Annotated in this window: 17 protein-coding genes; 13 read left to right on the plus strand and 4 right to left on the minus strand. The window is 54.6% G+C overall.

What is annotated here, in order from left to right; genetic code table 11:
• Nucleotides 1–79: 79 nt before the first annotated feature.
• Nucleotides 80–463 (minus strand): HNH endonuclease, encoded by a 384-nt coding sequence (locus Q7T36_RS00195; RefSeq protein WP_304842748.1) that lies wholly within the window; start codon nucleotides 461–463, stop codon nucleotides 80–82.
• Nucleotides 464–709: 246 nt separating this feature from the next.
• Between Q7T36_RS00195 and Q7T36_RS00200 the strand changes: the two genes are divergently transcribed.
• On the plus strand, nucleotides 710–1,078 hold the full coding sequence (locus tag Q7T36_RS00200; RefSeq protein WP_304842750.1) for a hypothetical protein: 369 nt from the start codon (nucleotides 710–712) through the stop codon (nucleotides 1,076–1,078).
• Here Q7T36_RS00200 and Q7T36_RS00205 read toward each other — a convergent pair.
• The gene (locus tag Q7T36_RS00205; protein ID WP_304842752.1) at nucleotides 1,065–2,543 is read right to left on the minus strand and encodes a hypothetical protein; all 1,479 of its coding nucleotides are present in this window, start codon (nucleotides 2,541–2,543) and stop codon (nucleotides 1,065–1,067) included. The genes Q7T36_RS00200 and Q7T36_RS00205 overlap by 14 nt on opposite strands.
• Before the next feature lie 635 nt (nucleotides 2,544–3,178).
• On the opposite strand from Q7T36_RS00205, the gene Q7T36_RS00210 reads away from it, so the two are divergent.
• The 5 genes from Q7T36_RS00210 (at nucleotide 3,179) to Q7T36_RS00235 (ending at nucleotide 7,526) form a co-directional block, all read left to right on the plus strand.
• Entirely contained in the window at nucleotides 3,179–4,171 is a 993-nt protein-coding gene (locus tag Q7T36_RS00210) for a sulfate ABC transporter substrate-binding protein (RefSeq protein ID WP_304842753.1), read from the plus strand.
• Nucleotides 4,172–4,194: 23 nt separating this feature from the next.
• On the plus strand, nucleotides 4,195–5,016 hold the full coding sequence (cysT, locus tag Q7T36_RS00215) for a sulfate ABC transporter permease subunit CysT (RefSeq protein WP_304842755.1): 822 nt from the start codon (nucleotides 4,195–4,197) through the stop codon (nucleotides 5,014–5,016).
• Entirely contained in the window at nucleotides 5,017–5,898 is an 882-nt protein-coding gene (gene cysW, locus Q7T36_RS00220) for a sulfate ABC transporter permease subunit CysW (protein ID WP_304842757.1), read from the plus strand. It abuts the gene before it with no gap.
• 12 nt (nucleotides 5,899–5,910) lie between these two features.
• Nucleotides 5,911–6,978, plus strand: a complete 1,068-nt coding sequence (locus Q7T36_RS00225) for a sulfate/molybdate ABC transporter ATP-binding protein (protein WP_370690007.1) — start codon at nucleotides 5,911–5,913, stop codon at nucleotides 6,976–6,978.
• A 119-nt stretch (nucleotides 6,979–7,097) separates the two neighbouring features.
• Nucleotides 7,098–7,526, plus strand: a complete 429-nt coding sequence (locus tag Q7T36_RS00235; protein ID WP_304842759.1) for a hypothetical protein — start codon at nucleotides 7,098–7,100, stop codon at nucleotides 7,524–7,526.
• Between the two features lie 115 nt (nucleotides 7,527–7,641).
• On the opposite strand, the gene Q7T36_RS00240 is transcribed toward Q7T36_RS00235, so the two are convergent.
• The gene (locus tag Q7T36_RS00240) at nucleotides 7,642–8,643 is read right to left on the minus strand and encodes a porin (RefSeq protein WP_304842761.1); all 1,002 of its coding nucleotides are present in this window, start codon (nucleotides 8,641–8,643) and stop codon (nucleotides 7,642–7,644) included.
• 80 nt (nucleotides 8,644–8,723) lie between these two features.
• Here Q7T36_RS00240 and Q7T36_RS00245 point away from each other — a divergent pair, with 80 nt between their 5' ends.
• From Q7T36_RS00245 to Q7T36_RS00255, 3 genes are all read left to right on the plus strand, one after another.
• Nucleotides 8,724–9,029: a hypothetical protein gene (locus Q7T36_RS00245; protein ID WP_304842763.1), complete on the plus strand. Its 306-nt coding sequence runs from the start codon at nucleotides 8,724–8,726 to the stop codon at nucleotides 9,027–9,029.
• A 176-nt stretch (nucleotides 9,030–9,205) separates the two neighbouring features.
• Nucleotides 9,206–10,495, plus strand: coding sequence for an ATP-binding protein (locus Q7T36_RS00250; RefSeq protein ID WP_304842765.1), 1,290 nt, complete (start codon nucleotides 9,206–9,208; stop codon nucleotides 10,493–10,495).
• Complete coding sequence (locus Q7T36_RS00255; protein WP_304842767.1) at nucleotides 10,467–12,545, plus strand: bifunctional diguanylate cyclase/phosphodiesterase; 2,079 nt, start codon at nucleotides 10,467–10,469, stop codon at nucleotides 12,543–12,545. Before Q7T36_RS00250 ends, Q7T36_RS00255 begins: the two co-directional genes overlap by 29 nt.
• Nucleotides 12,546–12,571: 26 nt before the next feature.
• Here the strand turns inward: Q7T36_RS00255 and Q7T36_RS00260 are convergent, their stop codons facing one another.
• The gene (locus Q7T36_RS00260) at nucleotides 12,572–13,204 is read right to left on the minus strand and encodes a 3'-5' exonuclease (RefSeq protein ID WP_304842769.1); all 633 of its coding nucleotides are present in this window, start codon (nucleotides 13,202–13,204) and stop codon (nucleotides 12,572–12,574) included.
• Nucleotides 13,205–13,582: 378 nt separating this feature from the next.
• Between Q7T36_RS00260 and Q7T36_RS00265 the strand changes: the two genes are divergently transcribed.
• The 4 genes from Q7T36_RS00265 to ccoG all read left to right on the plus strand — a co-directional run bounded on the left by Q7T36_RS00265 (nucleotide 13,583) and on the right by ccoG (nucleotide 17,402).
• Nucleotides 13,583–14,143 carry a hypothetical protein gene (locus Q7T36_RS00265; RefSeq protein WP_304842771.1) on the plus strand — a complete coding sequence of 187 codons (561 nt, stop codon included), beginning with the start codon at nucleotides 13,583–13,585 and terminating at the stop codon, nucleotides 14,141–14,143.
• Nucleotides 14,144–14,261: 118 nt separating this feature from the next.
• Entirely contained in the window at nucleotides 14,262–15,338 is a 1,077-nt protein-coding gene (locus Q7T36_RS00270; protein WP_304842773.1) for a hypothetical protein, read from the plus strand.
• Between the two features lie 124 nt (nucleotides 15,339–15,462).
• Complete coding sequence (locus Q7T36_RS00275; protein ID WP_304842776.1) at nucleotides 15,463–15,882, plus strand: limonene-1,2-epoxide hydrolase family protein; 420 nt, start codon at nucleotides 15,463–15,465, stop codon at nucleotides 15,880–15,882.
• A gap of 134 nt (nucleotides 15,883–16,016) precedes the next feature.
• Complete coding sequence (gene ccoG / locus Q7T36_RS00280; RefSeq protein WP_304842778.1) at nucleotides 16,017–17,402, plus strand: cytochrome c oxidase accessory protein CcoG; 1,386 nt, start codon at nucleotides 16,017–16,019, stop codon at nucleotides 17,400–17,402.
• Nucleotides 17,403–17,404: the final 2 nt, after the last annotated feature.

Consider the following 17,404-nt stretch of genomic DNA (forward strand, 5'->3'; position numbering starts at 1 on the left):
GTAGCTTAGCAGGTGAAGGTAAAGCTGGCGTATCCTCTAACCTGGCGGGTAAGCTCGGTATCGTCTGCCGCTGCAGCCTCTAACCCACCCCAGCTCCAGAATTTCCTTCTCCTGCAAGCCCTCGCAACAACGCGAGATCGTGCCATTTCATCTGTTGGATCCTAGCATTCACCTTCCAGGCGTAATCCATCGGAGAAAGCGCCATTTTCTTGCCAGCATGTCGCCGACGATTGCAGATCGAACACGCCGCCACAATGTTGTCAGCCTTGTCCTTCCCACCATCACAACGAGCATGTAAATGTTCAGCTGTACACTGCAGTCCTTTGACTTGGGCAAGTGTCAAGCCATGAGCTTGGGCGAAGACTTCGGGTTGAGATTGCCACATCGGAAGGCCACAGTAGAAGCAGCGGCCGGATTGACGTTGAAAAGCAGTGATTCGGTGTTTCTGGATAGCGGTTTTCATCGCCGACTCCAATTAAAAAATAATGGAAGTCCGCTCGAAAACTCGCTGTTTCCTGCGGTACCGGCAACGGCTTAGCCTGCCAGCCCTTCAGATTTAGGGGTCTACGCCACCCGATCTAGAGATTTCACGCTTGATAATCTCCGTTCATTAATTTAGCCCACCGACTGGTCATTTGCAAGCAGGTGGGCTCACCCTCACATCAACAACCCCACCTACCCTACCCATCCACCACGCCCCCCAACCATCTTGATTGCTGTTCTGCCAATTCCTAGAATCCGCGCCCTGTCATGGAGACTACTGGATGAACAACATGAAATCGAAGAAGCCGGGGCTTACCCAGGAAGATGTGGTCTTTTTTGTGGCTTTTGGCATGCTAATGCTGATTACCGGGGCATCGGCCTGGTTGGAGTGGATGAAGCAGGAGCTTATGGTGTTGGGCCTTCTATAGCATATTCGACCGTCAAGGTCTGGATGAGCGACTTGGAAACGAAGAAGACCGGACTTACTCCGAATTATTTACTTTGTATTGCAATGTCTTTTTCGCTTGTATTGATAAGTTGGGCTTTCGGGTGTTTGGAATGGATGAATAAAATCATCAATTTCAGATTAAATTGATATTTTCCGACGGGACATGCAAATGAAGTTGAATTTTCTTTATAACTTCCTCAACTTCAGACTCATTATCAATCAAGTACGTTATATTCACTAACTCCTCATTCATAACTTCAACATCATCACAGACAACCCGAGCCACTCTTCTTAAATCCGTATTTAAAATAGGCTCACTCACCACCACCACTTTTCTTTTGAATGACAAATCAAATAATGATCTGATTAATTCGATAGACTCACTCATCAACCCTAATATCATTCCATAATCATCATCATCACTTACAATTGACTCCTCTACAATAATCATGCTTTCAGCCTTTTTCAATTTTTCGTATTCAACTTCGTCAACCACTTTATAATCATGCATGACATCGATTAATTCGCCAGCCGACTTTCTAAATTCTATCGGATGACGTGATCGCCCTAGATAACTTTCTATTGATACTGGCAACCCAATAAACACACAATAATCCTCTATTAAGCCATTCATGGTTCGCCTCATTGACAATATATTCATAGATTTATCTTTAATAATGCCATCAAAATCCTCATCAGCCTTCTTTATTCCTAACGATGTAAAATCAGGAGTTTTAATCTTATCAATTGAATCATCAAATATTCTATTGAAAGCACTTATCAAGTCCAAGGCTTCATCATAATTTCTGCGTGTGAACTCGCGATTGTGAGCAATCAAGTTTCGCAAAGTTTTCAGTCTTTCCCATTGGTATTTTATTTGCTCTTCATTCATACCTTCAACAATATCTTGAAAAGACTGATTCCAATGTGACCTAGGAATAAAATCCAGCAGCTTGTTGATTGTATGATCAGCCGTTTCAACTGAAGCAGATCGCTGGTAATCAACCAACAACTTATCAACCAAATCACAAGACATCCCACGGTAACTATCAAACAAGAATGATGATAACGTTTCGAAATTTGCATTCTGTAGAATATTGTCCCTACCTTTATTTCCATCCGAATCGCCACATTTTTGTTTTTTTTGCAAATCCTCTTTGAAAGCCTTAGGTACTTTAACTGAAGCCCAATTAGAACCATGAGCCTTATACATAATATAAGTTATAAGATGACGAAGCTTATTCTCAATCAGATTAATCTCCGAATAAATTAGACATGAATAATGATGCGATAAATCATCATGAAGCATATCAACCCTAAACCCCAATTGACCAATCACCCTCCTAATTTCATCAATTATTAATCCTGCATTTTCTATTTTCTCCTTGGAAATTTTTTTATGAATACATAGATGAAAACATCTATCATCGCCTGGAAGTTCAAGAACTATAATTTTTAGATTGCATACAAACCCTTTACCACAACTAACGGTGCCTCTCTTGATGATTAATTTTGTGCTTTTCGTACATAGAAGCCGCAAGAAATCATCATTATTATTTAACCCTAAAAATCCGTTATGGCTATTAACCATGAATTCCACTTTGAAATCCATATTACTCACTTTAACCCTGTCGACTAAAATAATTTATAAGCAATTTCCCCGTCATCGCCACCCTCGGCCCCAACGAAGACCTCACCTTCCCTGCCCGCTCCAGATAGTTCAACCGACTGGCCACCCCCGAAGCCTCCACCGCATCCGGCAACGCCCGGCGGATCTCAATAGCCGCCAAAGGACGCCCCGCCACAGCCAGGACTCTCAGAATCCTATCATTCAAACTTTACTCACGCATAGCTCTTTTCCTCCAACTTCTCCAGCACAAACGCCTTCCCACTAACCAGAAGTGCCCTGCTGTGCAGAGCCCATTCCACCGCAGCAAAACCCGCCGCCAATCGCCAGGCATACCCTCCAGCAACCGCTCCACCATCATCCGCAGCGCATCGTCCGCCACCGCCCTCATCCCACACATAGCGGGACGAATGGTCGTTCCACTTCCGCTCGGCACTGCCGCACTCCACCGCCACCTACCGGACAATATGGAGACGGCTAATGGGTGCCCACATTTCCAGTCTTATTCCATTTAGGAACTACCATATCACCCCAAAGTATTTTTAATTATTTAAGGAATTGCCTACATTGCCCTCAAGCGGTCACCACGACCCAGAACAATGATCTTGAGGAATTTTGCAATGAACAAGACCCTGCTGGCATTTGCCCTGACCCTCGGCCTGGCCGCCCCGGTACTGGCCGACGTTTCCCTGCTAAACGTCTCCTACGACCCCACCCGCGAACTTTACCAAGACTACAACGCCGCCTTCGCCAAATACTGGAAAACCAAGACCGGCGAAACCGTCACCTTCAAGCAATCGCATGGCGGTTCCGGCAAGCAGGCGCGCGCCGTCATTGACGGCCTGGAAGCCGATGTAGTGACGCTGGCGCTGGCGGGAGACATCGACCAGATCGCCAACCGCGGCATCATTGCGCCGAACTGGCAAAAGCGTTTGGCCAACAGCTCCTCGCCTTATACCTCCACCATCGTCTTCCTGGTGCGCAAGGGCAACCCCAAGAAAATCCTCGACTGGAACGATGTGGTTCGTCCCGGCGTGGATGTCATCACCCCGAATCCCAAGACCTCCGGCGGCGCCCGCTGGAACTACCTGGCCGCCTGGGGCTACAAGCTGCGTCAGCCCGGCGCCAATGCAGACCAGGCCAAGGACTTCGTGAAGAAGCTGTTCAAGAACGTCAAGGTGCTGGATTCCGGCGCGCGCGGGTCCACCACCACCTTTGTGGAGCGTGGCATTGGCGACGTGCTGCTGGCCTGGGAAAACGAAGCATATCTGGCCGTAAAGGAACTGGGTCCGGACAAGTTTGAAATTGTCACCCCAAGCGTTTCCATCCTGGCCGAACCGCCGGTAACCGTAGCTGACAAGTACGCCAAGAAGCACGGCACCACCAAGGTTGCCCAGGCTTACCTGCAATATCTGTATTCCCCGGAAGCCCAGGAAATTGCCGCCAAGAACTACTATCGCCCCACCGATGCGGCCGTTGCTGCCCGCTACAAACAGCAGTTCGCCTCGGTCAAGCTGTTCACCATCAAGGATTTCGGCGGCTGGTCGGTGGCTCAGGACGCGCACTTCGCCGATGGCGGCATCTTCGACCAGATTTACCAACCGGGCCGATAACCTCAGACTGACGGGAGCACATCATGAAACGACGTGTCTTGCCGGGTCTGCCGTTGACCCTGGGCTACACCCTGACCTATCTGACCCTGATTGTGCTGATTCCGCTCAGCGCTGTGTTCCTGAAAACGGCCACGCTGGACTGGAGCCATTTCTGGGATGTGATCACCGCACCACGGGTTGTGGCTTCGTACAAGCTGACCTTCGGCGCTTCGTTGCTGGCGGCGCTGATCAACACGGTCTTCGGTCTGATATTGGCCTGGGTGCTGGTGCGCTACACCTTCCCCGGCAAAAAGCTGGTGGACTCGCTGATTGACCTGCCCTTTGCCTTGCCAACGGCAGTGGCCGGTATCGCGCTGACGGCGCTGTATGCCCCCAACGGCTGGATCGGCAGCATCCTGGAACCCTTGGGCATCAAGGTGGCTTTCACGCCGCTGGGGGTGCTGGTGGCCTTGATCTTCATCGGCCTGCCCTTTGTGGTGCGCACGGTGCAGCCGGTGCTGGAAGACATTGACAGCGAGCTGGAAGAAGCCGCCGCCAGCCTCGGCGCCAATCGCTGGCAGACCTTCACCAAGGTGCTGCTGCCGATCATCTCTCCGGCGCTGCTGACCGGCTTTGCTCTGGCTTTTGCACGCGCGGTGGGGGAATACGGCTCCGTCATTTTCATCGCCGGCAACATTCCGCTGGTATCCGAAATTACGCCGCTGATGATTATCAGCAAGCTGGAACAGTATGACTATGCCGGGGCGACTGCCATTGCTACGGTAATGCTGGTGATTTCCTTCGTCCTGCTGCTGGTGATCAACGGGCTGCAGGCCTGGACCAAGAAAAGCCGGGAGACCATATAAATGGGAGCCGCCATTGGAGCGCGCCACAAGGTTGGCGCTTACAGCAACAAGCTCGCCACTCGTGAACCGGCCTGGATCAGGGTGCTTCTGTTGACGCTGGGACTGGGTTTCTTCGCCTTGTTCCTGCTGATGCCCCTGATTGCTGTGTTTGGGGAAGCCCTGCGCAAGGGCTGGGATGTCTATGTGGCTTCGCTGGTGGAAGCCGATGCGCTGTCCGCCATCAAGCTGACGGTGCTGATTGCCGTGATTGCCGTGCCGCTGAACCTGGTGTTTGGCGTGGCGGCGGCCTGGACCATCGCCAAGTTCGATTTTCGCGGCAAAAGCATCCTGACCACGCTGATTGACCTGCCGTTCTCGGTGTCGCCGGTGGTGGCGGGTCTCATCTATGTGCTGATCTTCGGCAGCCAGGGCTGGTTCGGGGAGTGGTTTTATGACCATGACATCAAGATCATCTTCGCCGTGCCCGGCATGGTGCTGGCCACGGTGTTCGTCACCTTCCCCTTTGTGGCGCGGGAGCTGATTCCGCTGATGGAAGCCCAGGGCCGTGACGAAGAGGAAGCCGCCGTGGTGCTTGGCGCCAACGGCTGGCAGACCTTCTGGTATGTGACGCTGCCCAACATCAAGTGGGGGCTCATCTACGGGGTGGTGCTGTGCAATGCCCGGGCCATGGGCGAGTTCGGCGCGGTGTCGGTGGTGTCGGGCCATATCCGCGGCGAAACCAATACCATGCCGCTGCATGTCGAGATCCTCTACAACGAATACAACTTCGCCGCCGCCTTCGCCGTGGCCTCCCTGCTGGCCTTGCTGGCGCTGCTGACGATGGTGATCAAGGTCTTCATCGAGTGGCAGGCCAACCGTCAGGCCCAACCGGAATCCGAATGAGGTGATGAAATCATGAGTATTGAAGTCAAGAATATTTCCAAGCGCTTCGGCAATTTCGTGGCCCTGGACAATCTGAGCCTGGAGTTCCCCACCGGGGAGCTGGTGGCGCTGTTGGGCCCGTCCGGATGCGGCAAGACCACCCTGCTGCGCATTATTGCCGGTCTGGAAAGCGCCGATGCCGGTGACGTCTATCTGGAAGGCGAAAACGCCTCCGACGCGCATGTACGTGAACGTCAGGTGGGTTTCGTGTTCCAGCACTACGCCTTGTTCCGCCACATGAGCGTCTATGACAACGTCGCCTTCGGCCTGCGCATGAAGCCGAAGAAGATTCGTCCGAAGGAACCGGAAATCCGCAAGAAGGTCATGGATTTGCTGAAGCTGGTGCAACTGGACTGGCTGGCCGACCGCTACCCGTCACAGCTGTCCGGCGGCCAGCGTCAGCGCATCGCCCTGGCCCGCGCCCTGGCGGTGGAGCCGCGCGTGCTGTTGCTGGATGAGCCCTTTGGCGCGCTGGACGCCAAGGTGCGCAAGGAACTGCGCCGCTGGCTGCGCCAGTTGCATGACGAGCTGCACATCACCAGTATTTTTGTGACCCACGATCAGGAAGAAGCCCTGGAAGTGGCCGACCGCGTGGTGCTGATGAATAAGGGCCGTGTGGAACAGCTGGGCTCGCCGGACGAGGTCTATGACCACCCGGCCACCCCGTTTGTCTACGGCTTCCTGGGTAACGTCAACCTGTTCCACGGCCGCATTCACGGTGACACGCTGCAAACCGATGACGCCATCCTGGCCATTCCCGGCCATGAGCTGAACCATGGGGATGAGGTGGTGGGTTTTGTGCGCCCGCACGATCTGGAAATTGTGGTGGATACCAGGGATGGAACCGGCGGCGTGCTGGCGACCGTGAGCCGGGTGCTGGCCTTTGGCGCCAGCGTACGCGTGGAACTGACCGGTCTGGATGACAAGCTTTATGAAGTTGAACTGACGCGCACCCAGCGCGAAACCCTGCAACTGCGCAGCGGCCAGCAAGTGATTTTGCGCCCGGTGCAGGTCAAGGTGTTTGATAAGAAGGCGGGGTAAGTCAGGGTGAATCCCGTGTTCCGGCACGGGGAATAGAGCGACGCCGGTCTGCTCGGGGTTCGTGTTGCCATTCGGCCTCTCCACCTTATAATGCTAAGCCATCCTTGGGTAAGCCCCCGATGAATAATCCCTACAGCCCCCCTCACAGCCAACTGGAACCGGACCTTTCCAACCACCGAACGCCATCAGTATTCTGGAAGATCTTCTTTTGGTTCAACATCCTGCTCTGCGGAATTGTTTATCCGTTCGCCATTGCCGAACAGACGATGAGTGCTTTGGATACCATAGACATGGTGATGACTTTGGCTGGCCTGGTGGGTATCTATGGCTATATCCGGCAAAAATGGCTGAATTACAGTCGCTTCTGGAAAGGGCTAACCATCGCTTATGTAGTCTGGTTCATGCTGTACACCTGGATTCTCCCCATGGCTTTCGAAACCTTGGTTTATGGCGAAAACCCCGAAATGGATATCATCATGATCATAACGGTCCTGATTAGTGGCTGTACCGTATTCGGCTTGTACAAGTTCGCTTTTACTACTAAATGAAAAAAACAGGAGGGCGCATCGTGTGCGCCCTCCCGTATTCAAAATGCAAATAGCTTACCGATTGGACAAATACTCTACCCTCCAATACTGGTTGCAATCCGTTCCAAGTGCAGGATCAGAATTTGTGATCGAAACCGACGGCCAGCACTTGTTCGTCGATGTCGTTTGCATTGCCCTTCAGCACATCTTCACGCGTGGTGTAAAAGGCAAAGGCTTTGGTCTTGGAGGTGAGGTTATAGTCGCCGCCCAGCGAAATGGACTTGCGTTCGGTGCTCTTGCCGGCGGCGACCTTGGCGTCATCGTCCGAAGCCGCCGTGCTGTATTGCGCCTTCAGAACAAAATCATCCAGCTTGTAGGCAGCGCCCAGCAGGTAGGATGTTTCACCATCCTTGCCGTCATACTTTTCACTGGTGCCGTACAGGGCGTTCAACGTCAGGTCAGATACCTTGTAGGAAACCACCAGACGGATGTTGTCGCTTTCGCGGGTACCGGCCACCAAGGCAGCCTTGCTGTCAATGCCGAAGTCAGCGGCCAGGGCGGCATACAAGCCTTGCTCTTCATTGGTATAGGCCACAGACACAGAGGAGCCGTTCTTGGCGCCGGCAGCCACATCCTGGGTCTGGCTCAGCAAGCCGATCTGAATGTTGGAAAAGACCGGGGCTTCATAGGAAATGACGTTGTTGATGCGGTTTTCACCGGCTACCGTCCACTCAATGTCACCGGAGTAGTCGTTGAACAGGTCAATTTCGCCCTGGGCGGTCTTGACGAAAGTGTCCAACTTGCCGAACTTCAGTGTACCCAGCTTCTTGCTTTTAACACCCAAAAAGCGGTTACGTTCTGACAAATCAGCACCGGTATCGCCGTCAGCGCGGACATGCCATTCAATGCCGTAAACGGCGCTCAGGTCGGCAGTCAGCTCATCTTCACCCTTCACGCCAAAGCGGGAAGCATTGCTTTGCAGCCGGGTATAGTTTTCGTCCACTTTGGTTCCGTCTTCAAAATCCTTCTTGTAGGACTCAACGGAAACGTTCAACTTGCCGTAAACCTTGGGGGCAGCGTTAGCCAGCGGAGCTGCCAGGGCGGCGGCAATGCTGAGAGCGATAAGCGACTTTTTCATGACCGGGTCTCCTCGAAACTTCGATTGAATCCGCTGTAACACGGGTGTCACAACGATGATGTAAAAATGGCGGACCCTGAATGCTGAAGCTTACTTCAGTTTTGATATATCAACAGTTTTCAGGATTAATTCCCGCAACAGTTGCAACTTTATCGCTCAGCTTTAATTCTGCAAAATACTTATATATTTTATTGTTATTCGATTATGGAATAACTCAGGCCATAAAAAACCCGCCGTGCGACTGGTTAATGGTAATGACCCTATGCTTGGGGTCGGCCTGCCATACTTTCTGGAAGGCGGGATCGGTGGATGATCTTCAACTGGATATCGGTCGGGCGGTGATTGCGCTGATCAAGTCGACGGAGGTGTCGATTGCGGTGATATGAGCGGGAACTTGTTGGAGCCTGCGGAATTTATTATTGCGGGATTTCAGGAAATTCCGACCATCATCCATGGCGGTAACTTTCGTCCAGACGGGGGTTGTAAATTCGAAAGTAATATCTAAGATTAAGTCAATTAAACAAAACTGAATTTTAGCCATGAAAAGTTCAGGGTGATCGACATGGATGCTGACCGCAGTAACACGGCTGAGCCGGATTTCAGGGCGCTGTTTGAGTCCTCCCCTGGGCTGTACCTGATTCTGACACCCGAATTTCGCATCGTGGCAGTGAGTAATGCGTATCTGGCTGCAACCATGACACGGCGCCAAGCCATACTCGGGCGCTCTTTGTTTGAAGTGTTTCCCGACAACCCGGACGACCCTGCCGCCGATGGCACACGAAATCTCCATGCTTCGTTGTTGAGGGTTATACAGACGCACGCTCCCGACACCATGCCCATCCAGAAATACGACATCCGCCGCCCTGAAGCTGAAGGCGGTGGCTTTGAGGTCCGCTACTGGAGTCCGGTTAATTCCCCCCTGCTGGATCAGCACGGCCTGCTGGTTCATCTGATTCACTGCGTCACAGATGTCACCGACTTTGTCCGGGTTCGTGATGAAGGGCTCCGGCAAGAAGCGTCAGCAGTCGGCCTGCGTCTGAAAAACGAGCAAATGCATATCGAAATATTCCAGCGCGCCCGCGAGATTGCCGAGGCCAATCACCAGTTGCACCGCCTTAATGACGACCTTGAAATCGCCAATCAGGATCTGGAGAGTTTTACTTATTCGGTTTCCCATGATTTGCGGGCGCCGTTGCGGGCCATTGACGGTTTTGCCGGCATGTTGATGGATCGGGCATCCGTGCGTCTGGACAGTGAGGATTTGCGCTTGCTGGGCATCATGCGCCAAAGCAGCAGCAACATGGGGCAGTTGATGGACGATTTGCTGCAGTTTTCCCGCTTTGGACGTGCGGCGCTGCGCAAGCAGGATCTGGATATGGGCGCCTTGGTTGCCGATGTCTGGCAGGAGATCAAGCCGGGCTTTCGCGGCATTTTCAGACTGGAGCCCCTGCCCCGGGCCTATGGCGACCCGGCCCTGCTGCGGCAGGTGTGGGTGAACCTGTTGTCCAATGCCGTCAAGTTTTCCGGCAAGGTTGAGTCTCCTTGCATTGTGGTTTCCGGTGAATCCGAAGCGCAGATGCAGCGTTACCGGATCAGTGATAACGGCGTCGGCTTTGCCTCCGGTCATGTTCACAAGCTGTTCCAGGTTTTCCAGAGGCTGCATGCCGCCCAGGAATACCCGGGTACGGGCGTCGGTTTGGCCATCATTGCCCGTGTGATCAGCAGGCATGGGGGTGATGTCCGGGCCGAGGGCGAAGCCGGTAAAGGAGCGTGTTTCCAGTTCGAACTGCCTGTCAAGGATATGAATGAAGGAGTAAGTAACCATGCAGAAAATCAGGGTGTTGATGCTTGAAGATATGGCCACTGACGCTGAGCTGGTCAGGTTGGCGTTAGGACGGGCCAACCTTCCCGTCGATATCCGCTGTGTCGCGGATGAAAGCCTGTATCGGGAGGAGTTGTCGTCATTCCATCCGGATATCGTGCTGGCGGATTACCATCTCCCTGATTTCAGCGGACTGAAGGCGTTGCAAATCCGCAACGCCGAAAAACCGGACATCCCTTTCATCTTTGTGACCGGGTCGCTGGGCGAGGAGCGCGCGGTGGAAACCCTGCGCGAGGGTGCCACGGATTTTGTGCTGAAGGACCGAATGGCGCGCCTTGGCGCGGCGGTCACACGGGCGCTGGACGATGCCCGTCGGGAAGCCGCACAGAAAGCGGAGCAGGTGTTGCACAACACCATCCTGAACACCGCTCAGGCCATGATTGTGGCGCTGGATGAACATGGGCGGATTCTGCACGCCAATACCGCTGCGGTTGCCCTTGCACGCCCGTCCGAAACCGGCATTCTTGGCCTGCCATTTTGGGATTGTTTCGCCGAGGTCCGCGACCTGGAACAGACCCGCCTCAAAATCCTGTCCCTGACTGAAGTCATACAGGAGGCTGAGACGGTTTGGCAAATGTTCGGCCCGCGAGGCCGCATCATTGTCTGGACGGCCGGTTCCCTGCATGGCCATCATCCTCTGGCCCGTTGGGTGCTGAGCGGTATCGATATTACGGATCAGCAGCATGCGCAGGAAAAAGCCTATTTCCTTGATCATTTTGATGCGGCCACCACCCTGCCGAACCGCCGCCTGTTCCAGCTGCAATTACAGCAGTACTGTGACAATGCCCCTGCCGGAGCCAAGGTTCAAATTGTCACCGTCATTGTCGGGTTGGGCCGCATTCAGGATATCCGCGACAGTTATGACGAAACGATCATCCAGAAGATACTGATGGAGATTGTGCAACGCCTGCGTACCTGGCAGGTTAATCATGAATTGCTGGCGCGACTGGGTGACGTGGATTTTGCGCTGGCCTTCGAAGTTGAGCAAAACTCCGATCTGGAAAGCACCCTCCCTTTTATCCTGCACGAACTGCATGAACCCATTGAGGTGGATGGCGCGTCCTGGGTGATTCCCTGTCATATGGGGGTGTCGGTGCATTATCCGGGCAAAAAGCCTTCGCTGCTGATCCGCGAAGCGGAGGCGGCGCTGCACGACGCCCAAGCACGTGATGCGGCCTATGTTTGTTACAACCCCCATCTTTCCAGCAAGGCCCGGGAACGCCTGCAACTGGAAACCGAGCTTCATCAGTTGATTCAGCATCCGGAGCAGTTGGTGATGTATTACCAGCCCCAGGTTGATGCAACTACCCACCGCCTGATCGGGCTGGAGGCATTGGTGCGCTGGCGGCATCCCCGCCTGGGCCTGATGCTGCCGGTACGATTCATTCCGGTGGCGGAACTGGCGGGCTTGATGCCTGCCCTGGGAGGGGAAATTATCCGCAGTGTCTGCCGGCAGATTGCCGATTGGCAGCAGGAAGGGCTTTCGCCACCGCCCGTCGCCGTCAACATTTCAGCGGACGAATTCTCATCACCCGATTTGATCGGTCGCCTGAAAGAAGCCATGACCGATTTCAATGTCGCCCCGCATAACCTGGAGCTGGAGTTGACCGAGTCGGCCAGCATGAAGAACCCGGAGCAGACCATAGCTACCATGAATCAACTCATCAGCATCGGCATCCGCCTCGCCATTGACGATTTCGGAACCGGCTACTCCAATTTGAGTTACCTCAAGCGTTTCCCGGTCAACCGGCTGAAACTGGATCAGGCTTTTGTCCGGGACATCCTGACTGACAGTGATGATCTGGCCATTTCACAAGCCATCATTGCCATGGCGCACCAACTGCGCCTGGAGGTGGTAGCCGAGGGCGTGGAGAGCCTTCAGCAACTCAAGGTTTTGTCACAGGCGCGTTGCGACCACATTCAGGGTTATCTGTTCAGCATTCCGCTGCCGGGTGATGCCTGCAAGGCCTGGTTGCAGCAAGGGGTGGTTTCGCCAACCACGCCGGTATTGCCAGTTTGACCGAACCAAAGTCAGGGCGGTTTTTGTCAGTCAGGGTGTCGCTTGGGTTGCGGAGCCTCCGTTAACCCTGCCCCCTGAAACACCTTCAACGAGGCATACGCATCGTTGGCGGCATACAGCAACTGCTGCGGGGAAAGTTCCCTCACGGACCAGTTGGACGTTGTCACCCATTTCGGCTTCTGCATTTTTTGCCCCAGTACCACCGCTACAGCGGATTTGACACCCAAGGCATTCTTGTAACGCAGTGAGCGCAGCGCCACTGACAAGTCCACCGCAGCTCGCAGGCTGATGCCTAGTTTTTTGAACAGGGGGCCGCGGTCGGAGTTGAGGCCGAAACCGACCTTGATGATCTCGTCCGACTCAATCACGGCCTTGAGGAAATCCAGCGGCGTGGCGGGGTTGACCTGGATGATGTAGGCGCAGTCGTCAATAGCCAGCTGGATGACATGCGGCCCGGTGCTGACTTCCCCTTTGCTAAAGGTGGGTTTGGATTCGGTGTCGAAGCCGACATGGCGCGCCAGCCGGATGGCGATGAGGGCTTCGGTGAAGTCGGCGTCGGTTTGAAGTATCCGGATACGGTCGAGGGGCAAGCCGGGGAAAACCGGGAGTTCGGCGATTTCGGCGCTGGAGGGCGGAGTTTTCAGGGGGAGGTTTGACATGCTGAATTCAGCCTCTGGCCAGAGGCCTTAGTTTTTTCATTATTGCAGATTTCATGAATTAATGGAAAACGGACAGTATGAAGAGGGCCACTTCAAGCAAAAATGGCGGGCTACTGACGCTTCTGGAAAGGGCGACCCATTGCTGACGTGGTATGTCTCCTGCAGTACATCTGGATTCTTCCCATGATTTTCTGAACCTTGGTCCTGGGTGAAACACCGGAATCGACACCCTGGTGGCGGTTGTCAGGCAACTGGCCGGAAGTTATGTTGATGGTGTGCAAAATGAACCCCGCTTCGGCGGGGTTTGTTATTATGGTGCCAATATTCATCCTCTCGATCAGCACTATTGTCATGCCTGCCAGACCCACCGGAATTTTCATGGAACAGAAACTGCCAACTTCCCGACACCCTTATCCACTGGCCCTGCTAATACCGGTTGCTGCTTTGTTAGCTGCTTGCGGCGGCAACAGCGATAGCGGTGCGGTGAACACCGGCAATGTCAGCGTCAGCGGCGTGGTGGTAGATGGCGCGTTGCAAGGCGTCACGGTATGCCTCGATCTGAATGACAATCTGGTGTGTGACCCGGCTGAGCCCCGTGATATCACTGACAGCCAAGGCAAGTACAAGCTGGACACCCTGACGCAAACAGCCCTGGACCGGCACCGGTTGATTGCCAATGTTCCCGTCGGCGCTGTGGGTGCCGATGACCCGGCTAACCCGGTCGCCACTGCTTATACCCTGACCGCACCCATCGGCAAGCATGCGGCTATTACCCCCATCACCACCCTGATCAGCCTGACCATGGACGATGATGCCGGGCTGACAGCGGATGAGGCTGCGAAGGTTGTGGCGGCACGGATCAACCTGGCGGCTACCCCTGCGGAGCTTTTTGCGGATTACACCCGGTCGGGGGGGAGCAAGGTCGGCGCGTATTCATAATGTCGCCCGGGAGATTGCCGGGCGGATATCAGAAAATCTTCATGTAATCAGCCAGCAGTCCGACGCATCGTCCTACCCTGCAGCGGCCAGGCTGACGTTGGCTGTCCGGTTCACGTTGTTGCAGAACTGGTTGTTTCTGGAAAATAATCCTGATTCCAAAGCAGATTTCTTATTAAGGCCACAGTTGCAGGGAAATGCAGCCGAACTGCTGGCAATCCAGCAGTCTGCCGCCTCTCCGGTTTCCTTCATGAACCTGCCGGATACCCTCTTTGCACTGGAATGTTTTGGCAGTCCCTGTAAATCAGACCCGGTTGCGGGCAAAGTCCCGGTGCTGGTCAATACTTTGACTGTCAGCCGCCAAAATAACACTTTGTTGCTGCGGGACAATCCGGTGCTGTTTGAGCCTTCCGCAAAATCCACTACGCCAGCGGTATCGGCCTTCGAAAACCAGGAGTTATCCCCCGATGGCTGGTTGTCGCGCACGGGCCTCAGCCTGCCCTATGATGACACCCGCATTAGACGTTTCCGCCTTGAAGGCCGTGATATCAGCGCAGTGATCGAATACTTCGGGTTGTATCATTGGGTTTCAATCAGCCAAGGGGCAACCTTTGGTGCCGGTGCGGAAATTTTTCGTGTGGACCTGCGGTTGAGGAACGAATCTTATCGGACAACAGGGATAAGTCCCGAGGCTGGGGAAGTATCGGCCAGCCTGACCGAATTCACGTCAAGGCATGGTTTGTCGGAAAGCAACTGGATGTCCTCCCCGCTCTGTTCACTTGATATGGAGATTGATTGGCAAAAGGACGGCCAGCCAAGAATCAAGGACGATTACCGTGTCCGCTCCGAGATGTTGTTTCAACCGAATGGTATCTCTCTTAACAGAAAATCTGTGTATCACGATATTTACAATCCCTTTCCCGGTGAGCTTAGCTCAACCGAAAACCGGCAAACCGAACTGGCCAACGGTACTTGGCAAATCCGTAACGTCAATGGGCAAACCCTGCTGAAGGTGGAGCCAGGCGCAGATCTCAACTGCCTGAGTGCCGGGCAGAATTTCTATTTCACCTTGCATAACGGTCGTGTTGAGAATGTCTTCTCGCTTCCCGCGGGCACCATCCAGACCTTCTATTTGCTGAATCAGGCTGCCATGGATCAGTTAAAGGCCAGTGTCTTGCCGCAAAACGCCACGGAGTGAAACACGGGCCAAATGGTTTCTGATTCACATATTCCCCGCCCCGGCGGGGTTTGTTTTTGGTGGCCTTCAAGCACAATTCCCGGCATTATTCCCCCATGCCGCCCACAAAACCCGAGGCCCCATCATGACTCCCGAGCAAACTGTCACCGCCTTCCTCCATGCCCTCGAAGCCCAGGATCACACCCTCGTCGCCACCCTGCTGGCTCCCGACCTGCGCTACACCAACGTCTCGCTGCCCACCATCAAGGGCGGGCAACGGGTCGCCACCCTGTTCGAGAAAGTTCTGCGGCGCGGCACCGGCTTCGGCGTCAAGATCCACAGCATCGCAACCAGCGGCGACACGGTCATGACCGAACGCACCGACATCATCAAGGTCGGGCCGCTGTACGTCCGCTTCTGGGTGTGCGGCACGTTCCAGGTACGGGACGGTCAAATTGTCCTCTGGCGCGACTATTTCGACTGGTGGGACATTACGCGCGGCACCCTGCGCGGCATGGCCGGTATCGCCCTGCCCGCCCTGCGTACGGATATGAGCACCTTGTAACGCACTGGAATTTGGAGATCACTAAAGCCTCTCCGGCCATCTGATCTCCTTTTTTCCTTCTGAACTGAGTCTGTTTTCGCCCACGGCTTGACCATCATCATGGCAACATCTCCCTGCTGATGGTTTTTTCCGCCATGACCGAACGAATACCCACCCGCAACATTCCCATCGAAGCCTCTGGCAACATCCATACCCGCCGCTTCACCGGCTTTTACCGCAACCTTCGGCTGTATGGCGCCGGTGTACTGATGCTGTTCTTTTTCGGCACCGCCTGGTTGAACTGGCAAGGCCGGCAGGCGGTGCTGTGGGATCTTGCCGACCGCAAGTTCTACATCTTCGGGGCCACCATCTGGCCGCAAGACCTTTTCCTGCTGGCCGCCCTGCTGATGATTGGCGCTTTCGGCCTGTTCACGCTCAGTGTCTTCGCCGGGCGCGTGTGGTGCGGTTACGCCTGCCCGCAAAGCGTCTGGACCTGGATGTTCATGTGGGTGGAGCAAATCACCGAGGGCGACCGCAACCAGCGCATCAAGCTGGATGCCCAACCCTGGTCGGCCGCCAAGCTGGCCCGGCGCAGCGCCAAGCACAGCCTGTGGCTGTGCATCAGCCTTGCCACCGGCCTCACTTTCATCGGCTATTTCACGCCCATCCGGCCCTTGGTGTCGCAATTGCTGCACCTGACGCTGGATCTGGAAACCGCCGCTTGGGTAGGCTTCTTCGGCCTCTGCACCTACATGAATGCCGGTTGGTTGCGCGAAAAAGTGTGCCGCGACATGTGCCCCTATTCCAACCTGCAAAGCGTCATGTTCGATGCCGATACCCTGATCATTACCTATGACACCACCCGGGGTGAAAGCCGTGGCGCGCGCCGCAAGGATGAAGACCCGAAGGCGCTGGGTCTGGGTGACTGCATTGACTGCACGCTGTGTGTCCAGGTGTGCCCCACCGGCATCGACATCCGTGACGGTCTGCAACTGGAATGCATCAGTTGCGGAGCCTGTATCGACGCCTGCGACAGTGTCATGGACAAGATGGGTTACGAGCGCGGTCTGGTGCGTTACAGCTCGGAAAGGGAAATGACCGTGGGCAAAACGCATTGGCTGCGGCCGAAGATGGTGGCGCAGGTGGCCCTGTTGTCTCTGCTCTCTATCGGCTTTGTAGTGGCATTCCTCAACCGGCCGCTGGTAGCGTTGGATGTTTACAAGGATCGCGGTCTGTATCGGGAAAACAGCGAGGGCCAGATTGAGAATATCTATAGCTTGAAGGTGATCAACAAGACACAGTCGCCGCACCGTTATGCCGTGTCACTGCACGACGACGACGGCCGGTTTGCCCTGCAGGGAGCACGTGATTTGGAGTTGCAGCCGGGGGAAATCCAGGTGCTGCCGGTCAGCGTGGTTCTGCTGGGAAAGCTGGAGCACGGAAGTTCAACGTCATTGCGTTTTGAGGTGCGTGATCTGGAAGATGATGATATCCGCATAACCACAAAAAGCCGCTTTGTTGCCCCGGCCGGCAGCCTTTGACC

The organism is Fluviicoccus sp. (genome assembly GCF_030646115.1).
Classification (GTDB): domain Bacteria; phylum Pseudomonadota; class Gammaproteobacteria; order Pseudomonadales; family Moraxellaceae; genus Fluviicoccus.